Raw genomic sequence first — 26,035 nt, 5'->3', positions numbered from 1 at the left:
CCGTAACCAAGCGTAATGCTCCGTGAAGTGCCAGAGATACGGTTTTATTGGCCTTCCCGCCCGGAACATTACCGAGATTTAATCAAAAACGGCTCTGGCTCAAAGATTCCGCAGCACCGGCGCCGCCTTGTGGCCCAACACCCGCCACGTGCCGGCAAGGCCGATGCCGACCGTGACCACCAGCGAAAAGCCGATGGTCGCCACCGCCACTTCGGGCATGAAGTGCGATGGCAGCGTCATGATGCGCGCGACGACGAACCACGCCGCCACACCGCCCGCCGCCAGCGCGAAGATCGCAGTGGCAAGGCCGATCAGCATGTATTCCAGCGAAAACGCGGCGATCAGCGTTTTCCTGGTCGCACCCAGGGTCTTCAGCACCACCGCGTCGTGAATGCGAGCCCGGTTGCCGGCGGCGAGCGCCCCGGCCAGCACCAGCACCGAGGCGATCAACGCCACGCCCGCTGCTGCCCTGATTGCTGTGCCGAGCTGCGCCACCAGCCGGTTGACGATTTCGAGCGCGTCCTTGACCCTGACCGTCGTCACCGCGGGAAAGGCACGCGTGACGGCGTTGAGAAGATGCGCATCGTCGGCTGCCGACGCATTCGTCTCGGTCAGCGTCGCCAACCAGCCATGCGGCGCACCAGCGAATGTGTTGGGCGAGAACACCATGACGAAATTGATGCCCATGGTTTCCCATTCGACCTGGCGGAAATTGGCGATCTTGGCCGTGATGTTGCGGCCGAGCACGTTGACGGTGATGGTGTCGCCGAGCTTCAGCCCGATCTCTTTGCCTTCCTCGGCGGAAAACGAGACCAGCGGCTCGCCGGCATAGTTCTCCGGCCACCAGCTGCCCTCGGTCAGCGTCGCATTCTCCGGCAGCTTTGCGTCATAGGTCAGGCCGCGATCGCCGCGCAGTACCCAGGCGCCTTCGGCCGGAACCTTGACCTTGTCGACATCGACGCCGTTGAGCGCCATCACCCGGCCGCGCAGCATCGGCACCTTGATCAGCTTGCCTTGCGGTGCCTCTTTGCCGACCAGCGCGGAGAAGGCATCGACGTCACCGCTCTGGATATCGACGTAGAAGAAGTTCGGTGCCCTTTCCGGCAGGCTGCCCGAGATCTGCCGCCTCAGATTGCCGTCGATCAGCGCCAGCGTCACCAGCAGCGTCAGCCCGAGTCCCAACGACAGCACCACGGACGGCGTCAAGGCGCCAGGCCGATGGATGTTGCCGATGGCGAGCCTGAGCGCGGTCGAGCGCACGCGCGGGCCTTTCTTCGCCGCCCACTGCACCAGCGAGCCGACCACACGCAGCACCAGGAACGAAAAGATCGTGGCGCCAACGAAGATCGAGGCAATACGGCGGTCGCCGGAAAACAGGATCGCCAGTACCGCGAGCAGCAGCGCGATGCCCAATGCCGCGGCGATATAGAGCGGGCGGGGAAAACCGCGGCCCTCGAAACCCATTTCGCGAAACAGCGCCGTTGCCGGCACGTCGCGGGCGCGGCCGAGCGGCAGCAAGGCGAAAGCCAGCGTCACCAGCAGCCCGAACAGCGCTGCCATGCCGAGGGCGCCGGGATAGAACCCACCTTCCGCCGGCACTGGAATGACCGATTGGAGTGCCGCGCTGGCCGCGAACGGCATCAGCGCGCCAAGTACAAGGCCTAGCGTGATGCCGAGGGCGGCGATCATCAGGATCTGCACCAGATAGACGGCAAAGACGAACCCGCCCGAAGCCCCCAGGCTCTTGAAGGTGGCGATGACGCCGCGCTTGCCGTCGAGATAGGCACGCACGGCATTGGCCACGCCGACGCCGCCGACCACCAGCGCCGTCAACCCAACCAGCGTCAGGAATTGCGAAAACCGCTCGATATTCGAGGACAGCGCCGGCGCTGCGTTGCTGCGGGTGCGGATCGACCAGCCGGCCTGCGGGAACTGGTTTGCCGCCTGCTCCTGGATCGCCTTGATCTGTGCCTCAGTGGTGCCGCCGGGCAGGCGGACCTTATAGGCGTTCTCGACCAGGCTGCCCGGCTGGATCAGGCCGGAAGCGGCAAGCCCGTCGGTCGACACCATCAGCCGCGGCGCAAAACCGAAGCCATCCGACACTGCATCCGGCTCGTTGACCAGCCTGGCGCGCAGCTCGAACGTCGCGCTGCCGAGCTTTAGCCGGTCACCGATGCCAAGGTTCAGCCGCTCGAACAAGAGGTCCGGGGCGGCGGCGCCGAAGACGCCGGATTTTTCGCCGAACAGATCCTCTCGCGACAGCACCGGCTCGGTCTCCAGCGCACCATAGAGCGGATAGGCGCCGTCGACCGCCTTGGCCTCGACCAGCGCCTGGTCGGAGCCGTCCTCGAGCCTCGCCATCGAGCGCATATTGGCGCTGTGCGAAACCGTGCCAAGCCGGTCGAGGAAGCTGCGTTCGGCTCTGGTCGGATCGCGTTGGTTGAGCTGGAAGCGGAGATCACCGCCGAGCAGCGTCTGGCCCTGGTCGGCAACACCGGCGGAAATAGCCTGCGCCACCGAATTGACGCCGCCGATCGCAGCGACGCCGAGCGCGATGCAGGCAAGGAAGATCAGGAAGCCGGACAGCCCGCCACGCATTTCTCGCAGCGAAAACCGAAAGGCGAGCCTCAGCGTTTGCGCCAGCGGCATCAGGCGGTCACCTTGCCAGCCCTGGTGGCCGGCTTAGGCGCGTCTTCGATCAGCCCCGACCGCATCGACACCTGGCGCGAGCAGCGCGCCGCGAGTAGCGGGTCATGCGTGACCAGCACCAGCGTCATGCCGCGTTCGGCCGCCTTGGCAAACAGCAGGTCGGCGACGTGCCGCCCCGTTGCCTGGTCGAGATTGCCGGTCGGCTCGTCGGCGATCAGGATGCGCGGCGACGGCGCCAGTGCCCGGGCGATCGCCACGCGCTGTTGCTCGCCGCCAGACAATTCGCCGGGGTAATGGGTGACGCGATCGCTGAGACCGACCGCCGCCAGCTCGCGTGCCGCTACGCCGAACGGATCGACATGGCCGGCAAGCTCCAGCGGGACGGCAACGTTTTCCAGCGCCGTCATATTGGGGATGAGATGGAAAGACTGGAACACGATGCCGATGTTTCGTCCCCGAAACGATGCGATCTGATCTTCGCTTTTGCCGTTGAGCAGCTCGCCGGCAATTCGGACCGTGCCCGAATCGACCCTTTCAAGCCCGGCCAAAACCATCAGCAATGTCGACTTTCCCGAACCTGAAGGTCCAACGATGCCGGTCGCTTCGCCGCCCGCCACATCGAGGCTGACGCCCTTCAGCACATGGACCGAGGATGCACCTTCGCCGAGCGTCAGCGATACGTCTTTCAGCGAAATGACGGCTTCTTCCAAAATCAAATCGTCCTATATGGGGGATGAAGGCTAGTGCATCCGATGCTCGACAAAGACGAAAACCTGCCTTCGCCAACAGATGTTCCTGGTCATATGGGGCCTGCCGCATGGCTTTCAAACACACCTTTGCCGCAGCCTTCGCCCTTTTCCTCGCCATTTGCGGCGCCATTTCGTCGGCGCGCGCCGAACCGTTCACCATTGTCGGTTTCGGCGACAGCTTGATGGCGGGTTATGGCCTCGGGCCAGGTCAGGGCTTCACCGAGAAGCTGCAGGCGGCGCTGCGCGCCAAGGGCTACGATGTCACGGTCGCCAACGCCGGCGTCTCCGGCGATACGACGAGCGGCGGCCTGTCGCGGCTCGACTGGTCGGTGCCGGACGGCACGCAGCTGGTCATCCTGGAGCTCGGCGCCAATGACATGCTGCGCGGCGTTTCGCCCGCCATAGCGGAAAGGAACCTGGACGCCATGCTGGCAAAACTGAAGCAGCGCAAGATCGCCGTTTTGCTTGCCGGAATGCGCGCGGCGCCCAATCTCGGCGCCGACTACCAGAACGCCTTCGACGCGACCTTTCCGAGACTGGCTGAAAAATATGGCGTGCCGCTCTATCCTTTCTTTCTCGAGGGCATCGCCGGTCAATCCGTCCTGCAACTCGAGGACGGCCTTCATCCAAACGCCCGAGGCGTCGACCGCATCGTCGAGGGTATCCTGCCCAGTGTGGAGAAGACCATTGAAGCGGTCCGGGGCAATTCCTGAAGGCGAGGGTTCGCCGTCGCAACACCTTCCGCAGGGGAAGCTTTTAGGCAGGCCTGCGACCAACAAACCCCTTGCCCCGTTTGAATATCGATGATTCGCTAGGGGCAAGAGTTCGATTCGAGGACAGGAGGCTTGCCATGCCGCGTCTTTTTACCGCCCTCGAGATACCGCGTGATGCCGCTCTTTCGCTGTCCCTGCTCAGGGGCGGCCTGCCCGGAGCCCGCTGGATCGACGTCGAAAACTATCATCTGACGCTGCGCTTCATCGGCGATGTCGAGGGCCATGTCGCCGACGACATCGCCAATGCGCTCGACCGTGTTCACCGCCCGTCCTTCCCGCTGACGCTGTCCGGCGTCGGCGCCTTCGGCCAGAAGAAGCCGCATGCGGTGTGGGCCGGGGTCGCCGCTTCGCCCGATCTTTCCGCATTGCAGGCCGAGATCGATCGCATCTGCCAGCGGCTCGGCATCCCGGCCGACCCGCGCAAGTTCACGCCGCATGTGACGCTGGCCCGCCTGCGCAATTCGAGCCCGCTCGACGTCGCCCAGTATCTGTCGGCGCGCGGCAATTTTTCGACGCTGCCGTTCCGGATCGGCCGCTTCGTGCTGATGTCGTCACGCGATTCGGTCGGCGGCGGGCCTTATGTCGTCGAGGAAGCCTGGCCGCTTTCAGGTGCTGACAACCGCGTCGCCAGCCGTTTGGTCGGCGCCGCCGACGCTTCGCGGATCATGCGGTAGACGGACATGGCCAGGGAGAAACTAGCAAAAGAGGCGATCCGCGCCGAACTTGCCGGCCTCGACGGCTGGTCGCTGGCCAAGGATGGTGGCTCGATCACCCGCAGCTTCACCTTCAAGAATTTCTCCGAAGCCTTTGCCTTCATGACCCGCGTTGCCCTGGCCGCGGAGAAGATGGACCACCATCCCGACTGGTCGAACGTCTATAAGACGGTAAACGTGACCCTCAACACGCACGACGCCGGCGGCCTGACCGCGCTGGATTTCGATCTGGCCAGGAAAATGAACCGCTATTTCGGCGGCTGAGCCTATCTGCACCTTGCAGCGAGGTTCGGCTTTCACCACATTTTGCCTCGCGGTCACGCGTGAAGTCACGCGACGGCCGCAAGGAGAGGTTGATGGCGCAAAAATCCGGTTTTGATTTCTTTGGCCTCGGCAGCAAGCCGGGCAACGAGAGCGAAGTGCGCGAAAAGTTCTGGCGTACGGCGAAGAAGGCCGCCCGGCAGATCCCGTTCATGGAAGAGGTGGTCGCCGCCTATTACTGTGCCATGGACAAGAAGACGCCGCTGCGCGCCAAGGGCACCTTGCTGGCTGCGCTCGGCTATTTCGTGCTGCCGACAGACGTCATCCCCGATTTCATCCTTGGGCTAGGCTTCACCGACGACATCGCCGTGCTGACCGCCGCGATTACCGCCGTCAGCGCCCACATCACGCCGGCGCACCGGCTCGCCGCCAGGCAGGCCATCGCCGACAAGAGCTGAGCCGGTACGGCGCAAAAAATCGCGTGAGAACCGACTTTCCGGCCGTCAAACCCACCGCCGCACCCGCGCCTTGTAGGCGCGATAGGCATCTCCGAACTTCCGCTCGAGATAGCGCTCTTCCGGCGCGATTACGCCGGTATTGATCACCCACAGCAGCGGGACGACGAGCGCAATAGCCCAAAGACTTCCGGCCGCGACGCCGAGGCCCAAATAGATGAGGGTCGTTCCCAGATAGAACGGATTCCTGGTGCGCCGATAGATACCGTCGACGACCAGCGCCGTCGTCGGCAAGGTCGGTGGTATGTTGGTTCCAGCGGCCTGAAAGCGGCCCGCTGCCATAAAGATGAACACGAAGCCGCACACCGCGAGCACGGCGCCGGTCAGATAGCGGGCGAGCGCCTGCCCGGCCATGACCGGGAGCGGCACGAGCACCTCGAGCACGGTTGCCGCCACCAGGAAGCCGAGGAAGATCAAAGGTGGCAGCGCAATGACCCCGGCCACGTCGGGCGCGCCCGATCCGCCCGCCGTCTCCCCGGCATCCGACCGGCGCACCGCGCCACCGGCCGCCCGCCGCATGGCGACACGAATGCCGAACACAATCGCCAGGACGGCTGTGCCGCCCGCCAGGATCAGGACTGTCTCGGAAACGGCCATGGCCAAATCTCCCGTAGCCGCCAAGAAGGGCGCCCTGGCCGAACGTCGTGGAGGCGAACGTAGACATGGTACCATCTGGAGGGAAATTCGTCACGTACATCAGAAAAGCCAGGATGGCTGCAAGGACCTAGCTGCTTGAAAAGTCAAACTCTTGCCGTTTTCGTGGCCTCCAAGTCGCGGCAGGGACAGTGCGCCAGCCGCTTTTTCGAGCGGCAGCGCGAAGACGGCGGCGGTTTCCTGGCGTGAACATCCTTTTCTCAGGGAAATTCACCGTTTGGTAACCCAGATTAAATCAAAATGAAGCGACGGGCAGGACGCCGAGCCGGCCTGCCGCCGCACCAGTGGAATACGGGAAAAGCGATGCGCGGATTGATTGCTATAGTTTCCAGCCTGGCCCTGGTGGCCTTGACGGCGCCCGCGCTGGCGCAGTCGGCAACCAAGATCGGCCAGCATAATGCCTGGGGCACCTACAGTTATCAGGCGTCGGGCGGCGGCAAGGTCTGCTATGTCCTGACGGTGCCAACCGACAAGCAGCCGCCGACGCTCGATCACGGCGACATGTTCTTCTTCGTCAGCCAGCGGCCGGGGCAGCAAGTGTCCTACGAGCCGCAATTCATCGCCGGCTATACCTTCCAGGAGGGTTCCAAGGCCACCGTCACCATCGACAAGAAGTCTTTTTCGATGTTCACGCGCGGCAAGTCGGCCTGGGTCGAGAACGCCGCCGAGGAGCCGGTGCTGATCGCCGCGATGAAGACCGGCACCGACATGAAGGTGTCGGCCAAGTCCGGCCGCGGCAACACCACCACCTACGTCTTCTCGCTGAAGGGCATCTCGGCGGCGCTGGCCTCGATCGCCAAGTGCAAGTAGGCGGTTAGGCGCAGTCTTCCCTTCTCCCCTTGTGGGAGAAGGTGGATCGGCGCGCAGCGCCGAGACGGAAGAGGGGTGTTGGACGGAACGCCGTCGGCGCCAAGCTGGAACACCCCTCATCCGACCGAGCTTCGCTCGGCCACCTTCTCCCACAAAGGGAGAAGGAAGAACCCGGCATGACTCCGCCATCAAGCTGTGCTATGCGCCGCGCTTCATTTCGGGCACGATGCTGTATTCGGCCGCAAATCGCTTATATTGGCGCAACAATGACCCTTTCATTCGATCTTACCGCCGAAGGCGCGCGTGACGCGTTGCGCACCCGCACGACGCCTGAAAAACCGTCGCTGATCGGCTTGACGCGCGCCGAACTTGGGGCCGCCCTTGTCGCCGCCGGCATCGTGCCGGAGCGCCAGGCGAAAATGCGCGCCCAACAGCTCTGGCATTGGATCTATGTGCGTGGCGTTTCCGACTTTGCCGGCATGTTCAACATCTCCAAGGATCTGCGCGCGGCGCTCGACAGGCATTTCACCGTCGCCAGGCCCGAAATCGTCGAGGAGCAGATCTCCACCGACGGCACGCGCAAATGGCTGTTTCGCTTTCCGCCGCGCGGCGCCGGCCGGCCGGTCGAGATCGAGACCGTCTACATTCCCGAAGAAGGCCGCGGCACGCTGTGCATCTCTTCGCAGGTCGGCTGCACCCTGACCTGCTCCTTCTGCCACACCGGCACGCAGAAACTGGTGCGCAACCTGACCGCCGAGGAAATCCTCGCCCAACTTTTGACCGCCCGCGACCGGCTCGGCGATTTCCCCGACCGCGATACGCCGGACGGCGCCATCGTGCCGGCCGAAGGCCGCAAAGTATCCAACATCGTCATGATGGGCATGGGCGAGCCGCTCTACAATTTCGAGGCGGTGAAGAAGGCGCTGCTTATCGCATCCGACGGCGACGGGCTTTCCCTGTCGAAGAGGCGCATCACGCTCTCGACCTCCGGCGTCGTGCCCGAAATCTTCCGCACCGGCGAGGAGATCGGCGTGATGCTGGCGATTTCGCTGCACGCCACCAATGACGATTTGCGCGATCTCTTGGTGCCCATCAACAAGAAGTATCCGCTGAAGGATCTGATCGCTGCCTGCCGCGCCTATCCAGGCCTGTCGAACGCCAAGCGGATCACCTTCGAATATGTGATGCTGAAGGACGTCAACGATTCCATCGACGACGCCAAGGCGCTGATCAAGCTGCTCAAGGGCATTCCGGCCAAGATCAATCTGATCCCGTTCAATCCGTGGCCGGGCACCAACTACCAGTGCTCGGACTGGGAAACGATCGAGAAATTCGCCGATTACATCAACAATGCCGGCTATGCCTCGCCGATCCGCACGCCGCGCGGCCGCGATATCCTCGCCGCCTGCGGCCAGCTCAAGTCGGACTCCGAGCGCATGCGCAAGGTCGACCGGCTGGCGCTGGAAGCGATGATGATCGCGGGGCATGGCGAGGCGTGAATCGCGTCGGCGCCTATCTGATCCGCTTCGCCGTCATCCTTGTCGGCTACGGCGTTGCTTCGCTGGCGGCCAGCGCCTTCCTTAACATCATGTTCCTGGCGTCTCTTGGGCTGATAACGGACGAGACGCAACCGGCGGCGCAGGCGTCGCTGTGGTTTTCAATCCCCTTCGTCGCGCTGTTCGTCGCCTATTTCGCCTTCATGCCGGCCGCCATCGCCATCCTCGTCTCCGAGATCCTTGGCCGGCGTGACTGGCTGTTCTATGCGCTGGCGGGTGCTGTGGTCTCGGCGGTCTTCCTTGGCTTCGTCCACCAGACGGCCGATGCCAATTTCGAGGTTACCAATACCAGCGTCATGCTGGCGGTGATCGGCTGCGGCATGGTCGGCGGTATTTTCTACTGGCTGAGCGCCGGGCGCTCGGCCGGAAGCTGGCGTCAGATCGGACGCCCTATTTCGCCTGGGCCGTCAGGATCTTGAGCGCGAAGGCCGAAAAAACTCCGGCAAACAGATAGTCGACGACGCGGGTCACACGCGGGCTGGATTTCATCGCGGCCGAGAATTTTTCCGCCGCCAGCACCATCGGCGCCGTCACCGGGATCGCCAGCACGACGAACATCGCGCCGAGGAAGAACAGCTTTCCCGGCGCGTCGGGATCATGCGCGGAGACGAATTGCGGCAGGAAGGTCATGAAGAACAGGATGATCTTCGGGTTGAGCAGATTGACCCCGAGCCCCGCCGCCCAGCTGCGGAACAGCGAGATCTGCGGCCCGCTCTTCTTCTCCGGTGAAAACGCCGACCCTTTTGTGATCGCCTGCCATGCCAGGAAGACCAGATAGCCGGCGCCAAAAATCTTCAGCACGAAGAACGCCATCGGCGAGGCGACGATCAGCGCCGAGACGCCGACCACCACCAGCGTGGTGTGGATCAGCGTGCCGCACAAGGCGCCGGCCATCGAGGCAAAGCCGGTGGCACGGCCCTGGCTCAGCGTGCGCGACACGAACAGCGTCATGTCAAGCCCGGGCGTGATCGCCAGGATCAAGGTGGCGATGGAGAACTGGATAAGCGTCGTACTGTCGGGGATGAAGGACATGGCTCGTCTCGTGGCGGCAAAAGACGGCGCAGCCATACCGCAAGAGCCGTGTCCTCGCCAGCCTCTTGGAGATGAGGCATTTGGTCCAGGCATCGTTCGTCCCTTGCGCTGGCCTAAAACGCCGTGATACCTCGCCCGCGAAGAACCCCTGTCGCGGAACTGCCCACCATGTCGAAAGCAAAAGCCGCCAAGAAAGTCGTGCTCGCCTATTCCGGCGGCCTTGACACCTCGATCATCCTGAAATGGCTGCAGACCGAGCTCGGCGCCGAGGTCGTGACCTTCACCGCCGATCTAGGCCAGGGTGGCGAACTGGAGCCGGCCAGGCGCAAGGCCGAGATGATGGGCATCAAGGATATCCGCGTCGTCGATGTCCGCGAGGAGTTCGTATCCGATTTCGTCTTCCCGATGTTCCGCGCCAACGCTGTCTATGAAGGCACATATCTGCTCGGCACCTCGATCGCCCGGCCACTGATCTCGAAACATCTTGTCGAGATCGCCAGGGAGACCGGCGCCGATGCGATCGCCCATGGCGCCACCGGCAAAGGCAACGACCAGGTGCGTTTCGAGCTGTCGGCCTATGCGCTCAACCCCGACATCAAGGTCATCGCGCCGTGGCGCGATTGGTCGTTCAAGTCGCGGACCGATCTCATCAACTTCGCCGAGCAGCACCAGATCCCAGTGCCGAAGGACAAGAAGGGCGATGCGCCTTTCTCGGTCGACGCTAACCTGCTGCATTCGTCGTCCGAGGGCAAGGTGCTGGAAGACCCGTGGAGCGAGCCGCCGGAATTCGTCCACCAGCGCACCATCTCGCCGATGGATGCGCCGGATGAGGTCACCGAGATCGAGATCGAATTCCTCAAGGGCGACCCGGTTGCGCTCAATGGCAAGAAGCTGTCGCCGGCAACGATGCTGGCGGCGCTGAACGATCTCGGCCGCGACAACGGCATCGGCAGGCTCGACCTGGTCGAGAACCGTTTCGTCGGCATGAAATCGCGCGGCGTCTACGAGACCCCCGGCGGCACCATCCTGATCGCCGCCCATCGGGCGATCGAATCGATCACGCTCGACCGCGGTGCGGCCCACCTCAAGGACGAGTTCATGCCGCGCTATGCCGAGCTGATCTACAACGGCTTCTGGTTCGCGCCCGAGCGCCTGATGCTGCAGGCAATGATCGACAAGAGCCAGGAAGACGTCGAAGGCACCGTGCGGCTGAAGCTCTACAAGGGCAACGTCATGGTCACCGGCCGCAAGTCGAGGAAGACGCTCTATTCCGACGCGCTGGTCACCTTCGAGGACGACCGCGGCGCCTACGACCAGAAGGATGCCGAAGGCTTCATCCGCCTCAACGCGCTCAGGCTGAGGACACTGGCGGCGCGTAACCGCCAGCGCTGACATCCGAACAGCGGGCTGGGCGCTCTACCGATCTCGTGAAAGCTGAAAACGATCCGAGAAAACTAGGACGTAGACACATTACTTGCACCGTGCCGTCATGGGCCTCGGTAATGACGTCCATCAGCCGATCCCAGACACCTGCTTTCCGCCATCGAACGAAGCGGTTGTAGCAAGTGGTGCGAGGGCCGTAGCGCTCGGGCAGATCGCGCCATGGCGCACTCGATCGCAGCACCCAGAAGATGCCGTTCAGCACGCGACGGTCATCGACACGCGGCACGCCTCGCGGCTTGTTGGGCAAAAGCGGCTCGATGACGCGCCATTCGAAGTCGGTCAGATCGTATCGGCTCATGCCCCTATGAATCAGACTCCGCTCAAATTTGGAACCAGCCAGTCGGCAAACGACCCAATGCGGGACAGGACGCCTGCTCACACCTCACTTCCATGTTGGTGAGCTTCGTCCTCAACAAAAAGGTCGAGGCTCCAGCCAACACCGCAATCCGCGAGCACCCTCATCGCAGACGGCTCAAGCCAAATGCCGCACTGTACGTCGTAGGGCTGATAGAACCCGCCGTAGATAGTTATCTGCTTTGGCCGCACTTCCTGCCGCAGCCGTGCGAAGGCCTCCTCCCGACCTCGCATCTGCTCGATCAGGTAGTTGACCGCATTCTCGTGCTCGGCCCCACTCCGGAGCCTTTGCCGCGGACCATCGAGGCTCCATCCATTCTTCTTGCGCGGGGACCCGTTACGCATCGGGTCGCCCTTGCGGACTATGCGTGTCGGTTCGAGGCTTAGGATCGCAGTCACCCCCTCGGGGTCCGCATCGAAATCAACGATCGAGAGCGAGATCATCGCCTGTCCTAGCTAGGTTCCAAAGGGCAAGGCAAGCCCTGCGCTGTTGCGAGACTCTTCATGCTCGCCTCGCGCTTCCAACCGAGCCCAGTCATTTTTGCGTTTATATCCTGTCAGTCGGCATCGATCGCCGTGGCCATGCGGGCGATGGCCTGTTGATAGACGCTCGCCGAATTCCAGCCAGCAATTGCGCCGATATTCGCCTGCGCGCTGGCGCCCGGTCGCCAACCATGACCCTTGAGGAAGTTGGCGGTAGAAGCCAACGCAGTGGCCTTGTCGCGCAGGTTTTTGTTGCCTACGCCATATGCCAAAACATTTCCGGGCAGGAACTGCGTGTGGCCAATCTCGCCATGCGCGGCACCGACCGACGCGGCGCTCAACGCTCCGCGATCAACCAGCTTCAGGGCCGCAATGGCATGCGGGTAGAAGAACTCCGGACGGCGACAGTCATAGGCCAGCGTTAAAATGGCGGAGACCGTATTCTGGTTGCCCATGGCGGAACCGAAGCCGGTCTCCATACCCCAGATGGCGAGCAACACGCCCGGCGACACGCCGTAATTCCGTTCGATCTTGTCGAACAGCGCAGCATTGGCCTTCTTCAGCGCACGGCCCCTGGCAATGATCGCGGACGCGCCACGGCGCTTCATGAAAGCTTCCACCGAGCCGCTGAAAGCCTTATGGATGGCGCGGTCGACGGAGATCGTCTTTGTCGCGTAGGTTGCGCGAGACAGAGCGGCCAGACCCTTCGAGCCGACACCGTCGGCCTTTGCCTCCGCGGCGAACTCCGGTTTCCATGCCTCGAAGCCGGCGCCGCTCTTGCCACAGCTGGCCGCCGCCTGCGCGCCCGTCGCCAGCGCAAGCACCGCCACCACCGTGGCCACTACAAACATCTTCCCCTTGGCAAGAAATGCCATGCTGCTCTCCTGGTTGCCTGAATCACGTTCCCAATTGCGAACTTGCCTGCGAAACACCTGCTTGTCACTGTCCCGGCGCTGCGCCGATGCACTCAATACAGCAGGAACTTCAAATCCACCACACTGGCGGATGCCCGGGAATTTGCCTACGATCAAGTAATTATTGTGGCGGGGACAGAATAAGCATGGAAGACGTTGATGTCGTGATCATCGGCGCCGGTTCAGCCGGGCTTTCGGCTTCCAAGACCCTGCGCGCTGCCGGTTTTTCCTTCAAATTGTTGGAAGCGATGAACCGCATTGGCGGCCGCGCCTGGACCAGCGACCAGCATTTCGGCGTGCCGTTCGACATCGGCTGCGCCTGGCTGCATGCCGCGGACCGCAATCCCTACTTTCCCGAGGCGAAGGCCGCTGCCTGGACGCTTCATCACCACGACATGAATGTCGATCATCTCTATTACCGTGAGCGAAAGGCAAGCGAAGCCGAGGAGGCGGCGATGAAGGTGGCCGACGCAAGGCTGTTCGAACTGGTGGCGGCACATCAGGTGAGGGAAGGCGACGATGACCGCCTTTCGGCATTGCTCGCCAAGGGACACGCGCCGCGCGCCGCCGCAACCTTCGCGGGGCCGATGGATTTCGGCGCCGACGAGGACGAGATATCGATCCGCGACTTTCAGGCCGCCGCCGATCTCGATCCGAATTATTTCACCGGGGAAGGCTTCGGTACGCTGGTTGCCCGCTTCGGCGCCGACGTGCCGGTGGAGCTGTCGACGCCGGTGCGCAAGATCCTCTGGGATGGGCCGGGCGTAGCCTGCGTCACCGATCGCGGTACCATCTGCGCCAAGGCGGTCATCGTCACCGCCTCGCCGGCAGTGCTCGCCTTCGAGGAGATTGCGTTCTCGCCTGCACTCCCCGATGCGCATTTCGCCGCCCTCTTCGACCTGCCGATGGGCATGCTGACCAAGCTGCCGGTCGAAATATCCGGTACAAGGCTCGGTCTGGAGCCGTTCGACGATTTGCTGATCGAGCGGTTGGCACGGCACGACATCTACTTCCTCTGCTTTCCCTTCAACCTTGATTTGATGGTCGGTTTCGTCGGCGGCGATTTCGCTTGGGAGATGTCGGCGGCGGGCGAGGCGGCTGGCATCGACTTCGTCGTCGACCGGCTCTGCGGCATTTTTGGCGGCGACATACGAAAGCATGTCGGACGCGCAATGATGACCAATTGGGGCGCTGAGCGGTTCGTGCGCGGCGCCTATGCGGCGGCGCGGCCCGGCCGCTCGCAAGCGCGCGCCACGCTGATGCAGCCCGTGGCGGAAAAGATCTTCTTCGCCGGCGAGCATTTGGCCGGTCCGCTGATGCAGACCTGCGGCGGCGCCGGGCGAGGCAGTGGCCAAGGAGGTCGTCGCCCAGCTTGCGGCAAAATAGCATCGGCCGGCAGGAACGTGGGCAGCTGACAGGCGTTTGGCGTTCTCCTGCTCGTATCGTCCTCCGCATTTCGAATGATTTGAGACGCCAATGAAGCTTTTCGACTGCCCGCATTGCGGCCACCGTCTCTATTTCGAGAACGCGCAATGCCTGAACTGCGCCAGCCTCGTGCTTTACGATCCCGAGCATGCGCGCTTCGCGCTGTCCGGCGCCGACGTCTTCCATTGCACCAATGCCGACGAATGCGCCTGCAACTGGATGGCGGAGCCCGGCCACGCCTTCTGCCGCGCCTGTGCGCTGAACCAGCTGATCCCGGATCTGTCGGTCGACGGCAACCGCCGCCGCTGGATCCGTGTCGAGGCGGCAAAGAAGCGTGCCGTCTATTCGCTGCTCGCCTTCGGCCTGCCGGTCGCACCCAAGCAGGACGTTGGCGACGAGATCGGTCTCGCTTTCGATTTTCTTGCCGATCCGATCGGCGGCGGTCCGGGCGGCGAACGTATCCTGACCGGTCATGACAACGGCCGGATCACGCTCAACGTCGCCGAGGCGGATTCGGCAGAGCGCGAACGGCGGCGCGTCGAGATGGGCGAGAACTACCGCACGCTGCTCGGCCATTTCCGCCATGAGCTCGGCCATTATTACTGGGACCGCCTGATCCGCGACAATTCGCAAAAGCTTGCCGGTTTTCGCGCTTTGTTCGGCGACGAGCGCGCCGGCTACGAACAGGCGCTGAAGACCTATTATGCCGATGGCGCGCCGCCCGACTGGCAGCAGCGCCATATCTCGGCCTATGCGACGTCGCACCCATGGGAGGACTGGGCCGAGACATGGGCGCATCACATGCACATCACCGACACGCTGGAGATGGTGCATGCCCTGAATTTCCCGCTCGGCCGGCTGGAAACCGTTGAAGCCAACGAGCTGCCGCGCGCCGATACCGGCGGCAAGCTGCAGCCGGCACCATCGGAACCCGCCTCCAGGCCAGAGCCTTTCGAAAGGATTCTCGACCGCTGGCTGGTGCTGTCGGAGGCGTCCAACTCGATCAACCGCTGCATGGGCCTGCCCGATCTCTATCCCTTCGTCATCTCGGACGTGGCGGCGCAAAAACTTGCTTTTGTTCACGAGCTTTTGACCGACCTGCCGAAAACGACTGGAACAAATCGTGAGCCGGCCGAAGCCTTTTAGCCGGAACGCATGCGGCTTTGCTTCGTTTTCCGTGCCAAGGGACTGTGAAACGGAGAGAAGACCATGAAACGCATATTGTTTCCGGCGGTGGCCGGAGCGCTCATAGCGATGTCGGGCTCTGCATTGGCCGACACCGCCGTCTCGGCCATCACTGATCTCAATGTACGCGCCGGCCCCGGCCCGCAATATCCGGTGATCGGCGTGCTCGCGGCCGGCCAGTCGGCGACGCTCGACGGCTGCATCGCCAACAGCAAATGGTGCACTATCGCAGAGGCTAACGGCCAGGGCTGGGTCTATTCCGACTATGTGACGGCCGATTTCGGCGGCAGCCGTGTGGTCCTGACACAGCGTCCGGCCAGCGCCGACATTGCCATCGTGACGCCGCCCGCCGATAGCGTCGAGTATTCCGACAGCTATACCGGAGCAATCGTCGCCGGCGAGGCGATCGAACCTATCCGGAGACCGCCGGCCGAAATCCGTACCTATGTCCGTACGCATCGGCTCGATCCGGTCTATCTCGAGGGCGAGGTGGTCACGGGCGCGACGTTGCCCGACACCGTCGAGCTACGCGAGATTCCGGACTATGACTACCGCTACGTCTACGTGAACGGTCAGCCGGCGCTGATCGATCCGGACACAAGGCGCATCATGTACGTCGTGCGCTGACGTTACCAACAGGGCGGTCGCCCTGCAGTAGCGGCGGCCGCTCACAAACCCCGATATTGCCACAGGCCGGCATTGCCGATGCAATACCGGTTTCCACATTGGGGCCGATGTTCTAGACCTTGCGAGCCGAAGCACCAGCCAGCGAGCCCGCGTGATCATCGACCCGACCGCCTTCCAACAGTACCGGCACGCCGCCAACGACAAGGCCACCTTGCCGCGCCTCCTGCTCGGGACGGTGGTCGTCATCCTGTTCTGGCTCGGAACCACTGCCGCCGTGCTGTTCGGCGGCACCTATGCGTTTGCCGTTTGGCAGGCATCGTCTGGCACCGCCCCGCCAGGTGGAGGAGCGGTGCAGGATTTCATGGCCTCTCCTGCGGGCATCCTCGCGGCGCTGGCTTCATTTGCCGGAATCTGGCTCGGCCTTTGGGCTGCCATGCGCTGGATCCATCGCGAGAAGCTGACCGCCCTGATTGGCGTCAGCCGGCGCATTTCTTGGGCGGGGTTCCTGAAAGGGCTGGCCGCAGTGCTGATCACCTCGCTGCTTTCCGAGATCCTGCTTTATGGTTTGCAGCCCGACATCGCGCGCGGCACGATCGGCCTGTCCGCGTGGCTTTCGTTCCTGATCCCGATCGCCGCCCTGACCTTTCTGCAGACCTCGTCGGAGGAGATGCTGTTTCGCGGTTATCTGCTCTGGGGCCTGGCGAGCCGGTTCCAGAACCCTTTCATCTGGGCGCTGCTGCCGGGATTGCTGTTCACCTCCCTGCACTGGAGCCCAGGTTCGAGCGCTGCCATCAATGCCTGCGTGCTGGCCTCGATCGCCGCCTTTGCGCTGCTGCTGACGCTTCTGGTCTATGCAACCGGCAATCTCGGTGCCGGCTTTGGCGCCCATCTCGGCAACAATCTGACCGGCTTCCTGCTGATTTCGCACCAGCAAAGCTATAATTCCTTCGCCCTGTTCAACGCCAAGCCGCTCGAAGCCGCCGGCTGGACGACTTCAGACGCCGTCCTCATCGCTTCGATCGGCATCGTCAGCAGCCTGTTGACCGTTCTGCTGCTTTTGCATCCGCGCTCACCGCTGAAGGTCGAGCCGGATATGGCGCGCGCCGGCAGCGTGCGCTGATGTGCATTGCCTGGTCGTCCTGAGCTATTTGACGCAAAGCTTGACCAAAGCTTGACTCTGCGGCCGATTTCCTGTCTACACGCCGCGAATTCCGCGACGAGTATTCCTCCGAGCAAACCGACCGGGACGCCGAAACCTCTTTGAGGTGAAGTGCTGTAAATCGATCCCGGAGGCCAACACCCGGCAGCGCTGTGCGCCCCCGGGTGCTTTTTGGCTTTGGGCTTTGCCCGGACCGGCTTTTGCTTGGACAGTTGGCGCGAACGCATTACCTCTCGGGCATCATCCGGGTGCCAGGGAAAAGGAAAAAGAATGTTTGAATCGCTACAGGAACGTCTTGGTTCGATCCTGAACGGCCTCACCGGCCGCGGCGCCTTGTCGGAGGCTGATGTCTCGGCGGCGCTGCGCGAGGTGCGCCGTGCGTTGCTCGAGGCCGACGTGGCGCTGGAAGTGGTGCGTTCCTTCACCGACAAGGTGCGCGAGAAGGCCGTCGGCGCCGCCGTGGTCAAGTCGATCAAGCCCGGCCAGATGGTCGTCAAGATCGTCCATGACGAGCTGGTCGAGATGCTCGGCGCCGAGGGCGTCGCCATCGACCTCAATGCACCGGCTCCGGTCGTCATCATGATGGTCGGCTTGCAGGGTTCCGGCAAGACGACGACCTCGGCCAAGATCGCCAGGCGCCTCGCCGACCGTCAAAACAAGAAAGTCTTGATGGCCTCGCTCGACACGCGGCGTCCCGCCGCGCAAGAGCAGCTCCGCCAGCTCGGCGAGCAGGTCAAGATCGCCACATTGCCGATCGTCGCTGGCCAGACGCCGGTCGATATCGCCCGCCGCGCCGTGCAGGCGGCCAAGCTCGGCGGCCATGACGTCGTCATCCTCGACACCGCCGGCCGCACCCATATCGACGAGCCGTTGATGGTCGAGATGGCCGACATCAAGAAGATGTCGTCGCCGCACGAGATCCTGCTGGTCGCCGATTCGCTGACCGGCCAGGACGCCGTCAATCTGGCAAAAAGCTTCGACGAGCGCGTCGGCATCACCGGCCTCGTGCTGACCCGCATGGACGGCGACGGCCGCGGTGGTGCGGCGCTCTCGATGCGCGCCGTTACCGGTAAGCCGATCAAGCTGATCGGCACCGGCGAAAAAATGGACGCGCTGGAGGAATTCCACCCCAAGCGCATCGCCGACCGCATCCTCGGCATGGGCGACATCGTCAGCCTCGTCGAAAAGGCGGCCGAGAACATCGACGCCGAACAGGCCGCGGCGATGGCCAGGAAGATGCAGTCGGGCAAGTTCGACCTGAACGACCTCGCCGGCCAGCTTCAGCAAATGTCGAAAATGGGTGGCATGGGTGGCATCATGGGCATGATGCCCGGCATGGGCAAGATGAAGGACCAGATGGCCGCCGCCGGGCTCGACGACAAGATGTTCGGTCGCCAGCTCGCCATCATCTCGTCGATGACCAAGGCCGAGCGCGCCAACCCCGATATTCTGAAGCACTCGCGCAAGAAGCGCATCGCCGCCGGCTCGGGTACCGACGCGGCCGAAATCAACAAACTGTTGAAGATGCATCGCGGCATGGCCGACATGATGAAGGCGATGGGCGGCAAGGGCAAAGGCGGCGGCCTGATGCGCGGCATGATGGGCGGCCTCGCTTCCAAGATGGGGCTCGGCGGCATGATGCCTAGCGGCGCAGGCGGCATGATGGGCGGCGGCATGCCGGACCTCTCCAAGGTGGACCCCAAGCAGCTCGAAGCCTTGCAGAAGCAGGCCCAGGCGGCCGGGCTCGGCGGCATGAAGGGCCTGCCCGGTGGTTTTCCCGGTGGCGGTGGCCTGCCTGGGCTGCCCGGTGGCATGAAACTTCCCGGCCTGCCGGGCGGTGGCGGGCTGCCTGGCCTCGGCAAGAAGAAGTGAGGGCGCCATGAACGAAGAGAAGGACATGGCGGACGCGCGTGCGGCGCTGGCCAATTATCGCGCCTCGATCGACAATATCGACGCGGCGCTGATCCACATGCTGGCCGAGCGCTTCCGCTGCACCAAGGCAGTCGGCGTGCTGAAGGCGGAACATGGCCTGCCGCCTGCCGATCCGGCGCGCGAGCAGGAGCAGATCGCCCGTCTTCGCCAACTGGCGAAGGACGCCCATCTCGACCCGGATTTCGCGGAGAAATTCCTGAACTTCGTCGTCCGCGAAGTGATCCGCCATCACGAGCAGATCGCCGCATCCAACGGCGTAGCGAAAACCGGCTGAGGACCAGCCACCAACCGATCAACCGAATCAGAGCTTTTAGGAGAAAAGAAATGCCACTGAAAATCCGATTGGCCCGTGCGGGCTCGAAGAAGCGTCCCTATTACCATGTCGTCGTCGCCGACGCGCGTTCGCCGCGCGACGGCCGTTTCATCGAGTCGCTCGGCTCGTGGAATCCGCTGCTGCCCAAGGACGGCGAACGCGTCAAGGTCGACGCCGAGCGCGTCAAGCATTGGCTGTCGCATGGCGCCCAGCCGACCGACCGCGTGCTGCGCTTCCTCGATGAAGCCGGCATCGCCAAGCGCGAAGCCCGCTTCAACCCGAACAAGGCCGAGCCCGGCAAGAAGGCGCAGGAGCGCGCAGCCTTGCTGAAGAAGGCGCAGGAAGATGCCGCCGCGGCCGTTGCCGCCGCCGCAGCCGCGCCGGCCGAGGCGGAAGCCGCCAGCGCCGAATAAATCATCTCCACAACCACGAAACGGCGGGCCCTGCCCGCCGTTTTGCTATTGCATCCATATGATGCGGCCCGATCAATAGCCTTCCGGGCAACTCGCAACGTAGACACGACCGTTGCGATCGCGATAACGGCATTGGCCGCTTTCGCTGGCACGGCCGATCAGTGCACCGGCCAAAGCGCCGGCCGCACCGCCGATCACCGCGCCCTTGGTCGGGTTGCCGGCCACCGCAGCGCCGACCGCCGCACCGCCCAGGCCACCAACTGCCGCGCCTTGCTCAGTACGGGAGCAGGCACCGAGCGGGACCAGCAAGGCCATCAAGATCATCACCTTTTTCATTGTCGTTCCTCTCCAACAGGGTGCCGTCCTCGCCGCTGCACCCCCTAACTCGCAACCAGGCGATTTGATCCAAAGAAGAAGATCGGCTGCCGCCCGGCGGCGCTCAATTTGATCCAAAGAGTAGAAAGGCGGCGGCAGACCGCGCCCGCTCTGGCGGCGTGGCCACCATCGAACGGCTTTCGAAATCGCCGCTATTGGCTGAACGGGAACAACGCGCGCACCCTTGGATCGCGCAGATACAGGCCACCCCAGAGGACGGCGCCGAGATAGACGCCGAACAGTATGTGCGAGAACAAAGGGCTGCCGATACGCACATGCGTGGCGACTGCGCCGCCGAGATAGGCGGTGAGCAGGATGGCGCCGAGCACCGAGGTGCGTGGCAGCGCGTAAAGCGCTGTCGAGACCAATCCAATGGTACCGAGCATGCGCGAGACATTGGCATCGGCCGGCCAGCCGAGCTGCACCATGGTCTGGGTGACGATTTCGAGCGGCGGTAGCTTGATGACGCCGTCGAAGATCATGAACAGCACGATGACGGCGCTGAGCACGCGGCCGGCCCACAGGGCACGCGGTGAGACGGGTGCTGCCTGAGACATGGTCATTGATGTTCCCTCCGGTCGTTGTGAGCACTGGCTCCTTCGCCAGCTCGAACCAAGGACGCGGCCCATGACGGCGATCCGACACGCCTCCAGCTCTTTTTCAGCTCCGGGGGACGGCGACCTCGGATGTACAAGTTCAGTCGGCAACGAACCTGGCCAAGTCCACCTTGCGGGGTGAGGTGGAGGGCGTTATTGAAAATCCGTAGAGGTGTCTTCCGAGCGCTCGACGGCAACCACCGCCTGATCGCACAACGAAAGCAACCGATGGCCGGAGAGACCGACCTGAAACAGTTGCTGGCGGCAATGACGCCGGAATTGCTTGCCGGCGTTCATGTCTTCACCACGTTGCCACCCGATGCGCCCGTTCCCGACAGGCTCCACCCGGTGATGCTGTTTCGCGAGCGCGAGGGCACGACGCTGATCGTGGTTGAAGACCATGCCAAGGCCGCTGGACTGAAAACCGTGTTCCGCTGCCGGATGCTGACGCTGAACATCCATTCGTCGCTGGAAGCGGTCGGCTTCCTCGCCGCCATCACCGCGCGGCTGGCCACCGCCGGCATCGGCGTCAATCCGGTCTCGGCCTTCTACCACGATCATCTGTTCGTGCCCGCCGACCGGGCGAAGGAGGCGCTGGAGTTGCTGTTGGACCTAGCGGAGGAGAACCGGCTGTGACGCCGTCGCCTTGCTGCCTATTTGAGACGCCTGTGCCCCTCATCCGCCTGCCGGCACCTTCTCCCCGTGAACGGGGAGAAGGGCGCTAACGGCCGAAGGCCGAGCCCGCGACTGCGGGCCGCCGGTCGTCCGGCGCCCCCGCGGAGGGCCAGCCGCGACAGCGGCGATGCGGCCGTGAGCGAAAAAGTTATGCCGCCTTCTTCTTCGGCTGGATCAGCCCGCGCTCGACCAGCAGCTCGGCGATCTGCACCGCATTGAGTGCCGCGCCCTTGCGCAGATTGTCGGAGACGATCCACATCGACAGGCCGTTGTCGATGGTCGAGTCCTCGCGGATGCGCGAGATGAAGGTGGCGTCCTCGCCGGCCGATTCCAGCGGCGTGATGTAGCCGCCGTCCTCGCGCTTGTCGATGACCTGGCAGCCCGGCGCCTCGCGCAGGATCTCGCGCGCCTCGTCCGCCGTGATCGGCTTCTCGAACTCGATGTTGACCGCTTCCGAATGGCCGATGAACACCGGCACGCGCACGCAGGTCGCCGTCAGCTTGATCTTCGGGTCGAGCATCTTCTTGGTCTCGGCCACCATCTTCCACTCTTCCTTGGTGAACCCGTCGTCGAGGAAGACGTCGATATGCGGGATGACGTTGAAGGCGATACGCTTGGTGAACTTCTTGACGTCGACCTGGTCGGCGACAAACACCGCGCGCGTCTGCGTGAACAATTCGTCCATGCCTTCCTTGCCGGCGCCGGAGACCGACTGGTAGGTGGCGACGACGACGCGCTTGATGGTGGCCGCGTCATGCAGCGGCTTCAGCGCCACGACCAGCTGCGCCGTCGAGCAGTTCGGGTTGGCAATGATGTTCTTGCGCGTGAACAGCGAGATCGCATCCGGGTTCACTTCCGGAACGATCAGCGGCACGTCCTGGTCGTAGCGGAAGGCCGACGAATTATCGATGACGACGCAGCCCTGCTTGCCGATCTTCGGCGACCATTCCTTGGAGACGTTGCCGCCGGCCGACATGATGCAGATGTCGGTATCTGAAAAATCATATTGGTCGAGCGCTCTGACCTTCAGCGTGCGGTCGCCGAACGACACTTCCGTGCCCTGGCTGCGCCGCGAGGCCAGCGCCACCACCTCGCTCACCGGAAAGCCGCGCTCTTCGAGTATGTTGAGCATTTCCCGGCCCACATTGCCCGTGGCGCCGACGATCGCAACCTTGAAACTCATCGAAATCTCCTGTCCCTCTCCGCTCGTTTTCTGGAGAAAACCCGCCGGCCGATGCGGGTTTCAACCCCCGGGCCGGACCCGGGAGAGGGTGGTTAGGCCAAGGGAATCAGACCGTTTTGGTGGTCGTTTTGCCGGTTTTTTTGAGCAAGAACGTGATTTTGCTGGAACGAGGAGACGCAGCGACGCGCCCGGCCCAATGGTTCGCATTGGGGCCGGGGATGTCGAAGGCAGAAAGCGCCATCAAAAGGCCGCGCATCGAAAACTATCCCGTTCGGTGCCGGCTTTTACGCGGTTTACGTCTAGAGTCAATCGCAACAAGGCCGACCCGCCCGCCCTGTACAATGACGGCGGCACCAAGTACGAACGAGCATCGTCTGGCTCGTGGCGCCCGTCTGTGGCGCTTGCCGACATTTGACCCGTCGCCGGGTATTCAGAATCCGAATTTCGAAAGAGCAAGATGTCCAATTTCGAAGCTATTGTTCCCGCGCTGGCAAAGGCGCTGGAAAAACGCGGCTATGTCGAGCTGACGCCGGTGCAGAAGGCCGTTCTCGAGCTTGGCCAGGCCGATGCGCTGGTTTCGGCCCAGACCGGCTCCGGCAAGACCGTCGCCTTCGGTCTGGCTTTGGCGCCGACCCTTCTCGATGGCGCGGAGCGCTTTTCCCACGCGGCGGCACCCCTGGCGCTGGCCGTGGCGCCGACGCGGGAGCTGGCCCTGCAGGTAACGCGCGAGCTGGAATGGCTCTACGAACTGACCGGCGCCACGGTGGCGTCCTGCGTCGGCGGCATGGACATGCGCACCGAACGGCGCGCGCTGGAGCGCGGCGCCCATATCGTCGTGGGCACGCCCGGCCGCCTGCGCGACCACATCACCCGCAATTCGCTCGACATGTCGGCGCTCAAGGCAGTGGTGCTCGACGAGGCCGACGAGATGCTCGATCTCGGCTTTCGCGAGGATCTGGAATTCATCCTCGATGCCGCACCCGCCGATCGCCGCACGCTGATGTTTTCCGCGACCGTGCCGCGCTCCATCGCCACGCTGGCCAAGGGCTACCAGCGCGATGCTGTGCGCATCTCGGCCTCCGGCGAGGAAAAGCAGCATCTCGACATCGAATACCGGGCGCTGAGCGTCGCCCAGGCGGACCGCGAAAACGCCATCATCAACGTGCTGCGCTTTTACGAGGCCAAGAACGCGCTGGTGTTCTGCAACACGCGCGCCGCCGTGAACCATTTGACGGCGCGCTTCAACAATCGCAACTTTTCCGTCGTGGCGCTGTCCGGCGAGCTTAGCCAGAACGAGCGCAGCCACGCGCTACAGGCGATGCGCGACGGCCGCGCCAAGGTCTGCATCGCCACCGACGTCGCGGCACGCGGCATCGACCTGCCCAATCTCGAGCTGGTGATCCATGCCGACCTGCCGACCAACCCGGAAACGCTCCTGCACCGAAGCGGACGCACGGGTCGTGCGGGACGCAAGGGCGTCAGCGCGCTGATCGTGCCCAATAGTGCCCGCAGGCGCACCGAGCGGCTGCTGCAAAGTGCCGGCCTTGCGGCAACCTGGGCGAGCCCGCCGTCGGCCGACGACGTGATACGGCGCGACGACGAGCGCATTCTCGCTGATCCGGTCTTCAGCGAGCCTATGAAGGATGAGGAGCGCGGCTTCGTCGAGGCGCTTCTCGATCAGCACGGGCCCGAACAGGTTGCCGCCGCATTCGTGCGGATGTGCCGCTCCAGCCACTCGGCGCCGGAGGATCTTCTCGACGTGGCACCGTTCACGCCGTCGGGCGAAAAATTTGCGCGCCGGGACGAGGCACCGAGCCGCCGCGACGATTTCGGCGACAGCGTCTGGTTCTCGCTGTCGGTCGGACGCCGGCAGAATGCCGAGCCGCGCTGGCTGATCCCGATGCTGTGCCGGACAGGCGGCATTTCCAAGCGCGAGATCGGCGCCATCAAGATGCAGCCGGAGGAAACCTTCGTGCAGATCGCGGCGGACTGGGCCGAGCGTTTCCTCGCTGCGATCGGCCCCGACCGCAAGCTGCAGGGCAACATTGCGGTCAAGCGGCTGGACGGCACGCCGGATTTGTCGCGGGCCGGCTACCAGGAACCGCGGCCCGAAAAGAAGCCGCACCGCGGCAAGCGCACCTTCGATCAGAACACGCCCAAATTCGAGAAGCGCGCACCGGCCGACCAGCGCCCGGCATTCGAGGCGAAGCCCTGGGCCGGAAAACCGGCCAAGGCGAAGTTCGAAGGCGGACCTGCGAAACACAAGAAATCGAAGAAACGGCCGGGGTAAATAGCCAGCACTCTCCATTTCCGCACGCCCCTTGCGGTCTGCCGGAACTTTGCACAGTCTGGGGCGGGGAAATGGGGGTGGGCAGGACATGCGCGGCGAAGTTCTTCATTACGACGAAGACCAGGGTTTCGGCTTCATCATCGGAGCCGACGGCAACCGCTACACTTTGGCGCGCGAAGATTTGCGCCGCGAAGCATCGGTTGCCGGAGGTACGACCGTCGAATTCCAGCCGGCTGGCGGACGGGCACGCGATGTTTTTTCGATCCGCGCCCAACCTGGCAGTGCGCCTGCCGACGCCTCCACTGCAACCGCCGCGCCATCTCAGGCCGGCAACGCGCCAGCGGCACGTCAGCCGCAACATTTCGGCCGTTCCGCTGAACAAAGTCCGGCCGAATCGGCCGGCCTGTGGAACTATTTCTGGCTGGGTCTGACCGAGAATTACTTCAACTTCGCCGGCCGTGCCTGCCGCAAGGAATATTGGGGCTATTGCCTGTTCTGGACGATCGCGCTGCTCGTGGTCATAGGCATCGGTGTCTTTATCGACGGCGCCATGGGCAATACCGCTGAACTGCCGGCAGTAGCGGTCGGCCTTTTCGGCCTCTTTCTGCTGGCGACAGCCCTGCCGTGGTTCGGGCTGAACGTGCGTCGCCTGCACGATATCGGCCTGACCGGCTGGCTCTTCCTGCTTTTCCTGATCCCGACCTTCGGCACCGTGATCATCCTGATCTTTGCGCTGATCCCGACCCAGCCGCGCGAAAACCAGTGGGGTCCGGTGCCAGTAGGTGTCAGGGTTTAGTACCTCCACGATTGGGTCGCCGGCCGCCACGCCTTCGTCATCCTAGGGCGGAGCGACGCGAAGCGGAGCGCAGACCCTGGGATCCATGCCGCGACATAAGCCGAGGAACGCAGCGGTTCAGAATGGCGCTCATATCCACCACGAAGAAGCACTCGGTTCT

The 26,035-nt window shown here is 63.6% G+C and carries 28 protein-coding genes and 1 pseudogene; 18 read left to right on the top strand and 11 right to left on the bottom strand.

What is annotated here, in order from left to right; all coding sequences use genetic code 11:
* Window positions 1–99: 99 nt before the first annotated feature.
* Window positions 100–2,649, bottom strand: coding sequence for an ABC transporter permease (locus NKI29_RS21540; RefSeq protein ID WP_352570030.1), 2,550 nt, complete (start codon window positions 2,647–2,649; stop codon window positions 100–102).
* Window positions 2,649–3,359, bottom strand: coding sequence for an ABC transporter ATP-binding protein (locus NKI29_RS21535; protein ID WP_031212726.1), 711 nt, complete (start codon window positions 3,357–3,359; stop codon window positions 2,649–2,651). The genes NKI29_RS21540 and NKI29_RS21535 overlap by 1 nt, the downstream gene beginning before the upstream one ends.
* Before the next feature lie 107 nt (window positions 3,360–3,466).
* On the opposite strand from NKI29_RS21535, the gene NKI29_RS21530 reads away from it, so the two are divergent.
* The 4 genes from NKI29_RS21530 to NKI29_RS21515 all read left to right on the top strand — a co-directional run bounded on the left by NKI29_RS21530 (window position 3,467) and on the right by NKI29_RS21515 (window position 5,603).
* The gene (locus tag NKI29_RS21530) at window positions 3,467–4,111 is read left to right on the top strand and encodes an arylesterase (RefSeq protein ID WP_023679824.1); all 645 of its coding nucleotides are present in this window, start codon (window positions 3,467–3,469) and stop codon (window positions 4,109–4,111) included.
* Between the two features lie 137 nt (window positions 4,112–4,248).
* Complete coding sequence (thpR, locus tag NKI29_RS21525; protein WP_023679825.1) at window positions 4,249–4,845, top strand: RNA 2',3'-cyclic phosphodiesterase; 597 nt, start codon at window positions 4,249–4,251, stop codon at window positions 4,843–4,845.
* A 6-nt stretch (window positions 4,846–4,851) separates the two neighbouring features.
* Window positions 4,852–5,148, top strand: coding sequence for a 4a-hydroxytetrahydrobiopterin dehydratase (locus NKI29_RS21520; protein WP_023679826.1), 297 nt, complete (start codon window positions 4,852–4,854; stop codon window positions 5,146–5,148).
* 92 nt (window positions 5,149–5,240) lie between these two features.
* Window positions 5,241–5,603, top strand: a complete 363-nt coding sequence (locus NKI29_RS21515) for a YkvA family protein (protein WP_031212728.1) — start codon at window positions 5,241–5,243, stop codon at window positions 5,601–5,603.
* Between the two features lie 45 nt (window positions 5,604–5,648).
* Here the strand turns inward: NKI29_RS21515 and NKI29_RS21510 are convergent, their stop codons facing one another.
* Window positions 5,649–6,257, bottom strand: coding sequence for a methyltransferase family protein (locus tag NKI29_RS21510; protein WP_352570032.1), 609 nt, complete (start codon window positions 6,255–6,257; stop codon window positions 5,649–5,651).
* Window positions 6,258–6,617: 360 nt separating this feature from the next.
* Here NKI29_RS21510 and NKI29_RS21505 point away from each other — a divergent pair, with 360 nt between their 5' ends.
* From NKI29_RS21505 to NKI29_RS21495, 3 genes are all read left to right on the top strand, one after another.
* Window positions 6,618–7,124, top strand: a complete 507-nt coding sequence (locus NKI29_RS21505) for an invasion associated locus B family protein (RefSeq protein ID WP_023721899.1) — start codon at window positions 6,618–6,620, stop codon at window positions 7,122–7,124.
* Between the two features lie 266 nt (window positions 7,125–7,390).
* Entirely contained in the window at window positions 7,391–8,623 is a 1,233-nt protein-coding gene (gene rlmN / locus NKI29_RS21500; RefSeq protein WP_023679831.1) for a dual-specificity RNA methyltransferase RlmN, read from the top strand.
* On the top strand, window positions 8,620–9,099 hold the full coding sequence (locus NKI29_RS21495; RefSeq protein ID WP_023679832.1) for a hypothetical protein: 480 nt from the start codon (window positions 8,620–8,622) through the stop codon (window positions 9,097–9,099). The genes rlmN and NKI29_RS21495 overlap by 4 nt, the downstream gene beginning before the upstream one ends.
* On the opposite strand, the gene NKI29_RS21490 is transcribed toward NKI29_RS21495, so the two are convergent.
* A complete protein-coding gene (locus tag NKI29_RS21490) occupies window positions 9,071–9,712 on the bottom strand; it encodes a LysE family translocator (protein WP_352797183.1) in 642 nt (213 codons plus the stop codon). The two genes, NKI29_RS21495 and NKI29_RS21490, sit on opposite strands and share 29 nt — an antisense overlap.
* 168 nt (window positions 9,713–9,880) lie before the next feature.
* Between NKI29_RS21490 and NKI29_RS21485 the strand changes: the two genes are divergently transcribed.
* Window positions 9,881–11,104 (top strand): argininosuccinate synthase, encoded by a 1,224-nt coding sequence (locus NKI29_RS21485; protein ID WP_352570035.1) that lies wholly within the window; start codon window positions 9,881–9,883, stop codon window positions 11,102–11,104.
* A gap of 76 nt (window positions 11,105–11,180) precedes the next feature.
* Here the strand turns inward: NKI29_RS21485 and NKI29_RS21480 are convergent.
* The 3 genes and pseudogenes from NKI29_RS21480 to NKI29_RS21470 all read right to left on the bottom strand — a co-directional run.
* Window positions 11,181–11,453 (bottom strand): annotated as a pseudogene (locus NKI29_RS21480) (IS5 family transposase); the annotation flags it as partial.
* A 77-nt stretch (window positions 11,454–11,530) separates the two neighbouring features.
* Window positions 11,531–11,953 (bottom strand): DUF4279 domain-containing protein, encoded by a 423-nt coding sequence (locus NKI29_RS21475; protein WP_352570036.1) that lies wholly within the window; start codon window positions 11,951–11,953, stop codon window positions 11,531–11,533.
* A 113-nt stretch (window positions 11,954–12,066) separates the two neighbouring features.
* Window positions 12,067–12,867 carry a lytic murein transglycosylase gene (locus NKI29_RS21470; RefSeq protein ID WP_352570208.1) on the bottom strand — a complete coding sequence of 267 codons (801 nt, stop codon included), beginning with the start codon at window positions 12,865–12,867 and terminating at the stop codon, window positions 12,067–12,069.
* Between the two features lie 185 nt (window positions 12,868–13,052).
* On the opposite strand from NKI29_RS21470, the gene NKI29_RS21465 reads away from it, so the two are divergent.
* The 7 genes from NKI29_RS21465 (at window position 13,053) to rpsP (ending at window position 19,960) form a co-directional block, all read left to right on the top strand.
* Window positions 13,053–14,321, top strand: coding sequence for a flavin monoamine oxidase family protein (locus NKI29_RS21465; RefSeq protein WP_352797181.1), 1,269 nt, complete (start codon window positions 13,053–13,055; stop codon window positions 14,319–14,321).
* A 61-nt stretch (window positions 14,322–14,382) separates the two neighbouring features.
* Window positions 14,383–15,477, top strand: a complete 1,095-nt coding sequence (locus tag NKI29_RS21460) for a zinc-binding metallopeptidase family protein (RefSeq protein ID WP_352570039.1) — start codon at window positions 14,383–14,385, stop codon at window positions 15,475–15,477.
* Window positions 15,478–15,540: 63 nt separating this feature from the next.
* The gene (locus NKI29_RS21455; RefSeq protein WP_352570040.1) at window positions 15,541–16,143 is read left to right on the top strand and encodes a DUF1236 domain-containing protein; all 603 of its coding nucleotides are present in this window, start codon (window positions 15,541–15,543) and stop codon (window positions 16,141–16,143) included.
* Between the two features lie 151 nt (window positions 16,144–16,294).
* Entirely contained in the window at window positions 16,295–17,263 is a 969-nt protein-coding gene (locus NKI29_RS21450) for a CPBP family glutamic-type intramembrane protease (RefSeq protein WP_352570042.1), read from the top strand.
* A 309-nt stretch (window positions 17,264–17,572) separates the two neighbouring features.
* A complete protein-coding gene (gene ffh / locus NKI29_RS21445) occupies window positions 17,573–19,174 on the top strand; it encodes a signal recognition particle protein (RefSeq protein WP_352797179.1) in 1,602 nt (533 codons plus the stop codon).
* 7 nt (window positions 19,175–19,181) lie between these two features.
* Entirely contained in the window at window positions 19,182–19,508 is a 327-nt protein-coding gene (locus NKI29_RS21440; protein ID WP_352450211.1) for a chorismate mutase, read from the top strand.
* Between the two features lie 50 nt (window positions 19,509–19,558).
* Window positions 19,559–19,960 carry a 30S ribosomal protein S16 gene (rpsP, locus tag NKI29_RS21435; RefSeq protein ID WP_352570046.1) on the top strand — a complete coding sequence of 134 codons (402 nt, stop codon included), beginning with the start codon at window positions 19,559–19,561 and terminating at the stop codon, window positions 19,958–19,960.
* Between the two features lie 72 nt (window positions 19,961–20,032).
* Here the strand turns inward: rpsP and NKI29_RS21430 are convergent, their stop codons facing one another.
* Both NKI29_RS21430 and NKI29_RS21425 read right to left on the bottom strand, forming a co-directional pair.
* Window positions 20,033–20,296 carry a YMGG-like glycine zipper-containing protein gene (locus NKI29_RS21430; protein WP_023680734.1) on the bottom strand — a complete coding sequence of 88 codons (264 nt, stop codon included), beginning with the start codon at window positions 20,294–20,296 and terminating at the stop codon, window positions 20,033–20,035.
* A 191-nt stretch (window positions 20,297–20,487) separates the two neighbouring features.
* Window positions 20,488–20,898, bottom strand: a complete 411-nt coding sequence (locus NKI29_RS21425) for a DoxX family protein (protein WP_023680735.1) — start codon at window positions 20,896–20,898, stop codon at window positions 20,488–20,490.
* 261 nt (window positions 20,899–21,159) lie between these two features.
* Here NKI29_RS21425 and NKI29_RS21420 point away from each other — a divergent pair, with 261 nt between their 5' ends.
* On the top strand, window positions 21,160–21,567 hold the full coding sequence (locus tag NKI29_RS21420) for an ACT domain-containing protein (RefSeq protein WP_352570209.1): 408 nt from the start codon (window positions 21,160–21,162) through the stop codon (window positions 21,565–21,567).
* 187 nt (window positions 21,568–21,754) lie between these two features.
* On the opposite strand, the gene NKI29_RS21415 is transcribed toward NKI29_RS21420, so the two are convergent.
* On the bottom strand, window positions 21,755–22,789 hold the full coding sequence (locus NKI29_RS21415; protein WP_023680535.1) for an aspartate-semialdehyde dehydrogenase: 1,035 nt from the start codon (window positions 22,787–22,789) through the stop codon (window positions 21,755–21,757).
* A gap of 106 nt (window positions 22,790–22,895) precedes the next feature.
* Entirely contained in the window at window positions 22,896–23,045 is a 150-nt protein-coding gene (locus tag NKI29_RS21410) for a hypothetical protein (protein WP_352450216.1), read from the bottom strand.
* A 201-nt stretch (window positions 23,046–23,246) separates the two neighbouring features.
* Between NKI29_RS21410 and NKI29_RS21405 the strand changes: the two genes are divergently transcribed.
* The gene (locus NKI29_RS21405; RefSeq protein WP_352570047.1) at window positions 23,247–25,079 is read left to right on the top strand and encodes a DEAD/DEAH box helicase; all 1,833 of its coding nucleotides are present in this window, start codon (window positions 23,247–23,249) and stop codon (window positions 25,077–25,079) included.
* Window positions 25,080–25,167: 88 nt separating this feature from the next.
* Window positions 25,168–25,875, top strand: coding sequence for a DUF805 domain-containing protein (locus tag NKI29_RS21400; protein ID WP_352570048.1), 708 nt, complete (start codon window positions 25,168–25,170; stop codon window positions 25,873–25,875).
* Window positions 25,876–26,035: the final 160 nt, after the last annotated feature.

This window comes from Mesorhizobium sp. M0678 (assembly GCF_040320505.1).
GTDB lineage: Bacteria > Pseudomonadota > Alphaproteobacteria > Rhizobiales > Rhizobiaceae > Mesorhizobium.
Note: the sequence above shows the minus strand (reverse complement) of the source record. Positions and strands in the feature narration are given on the sequence as shown.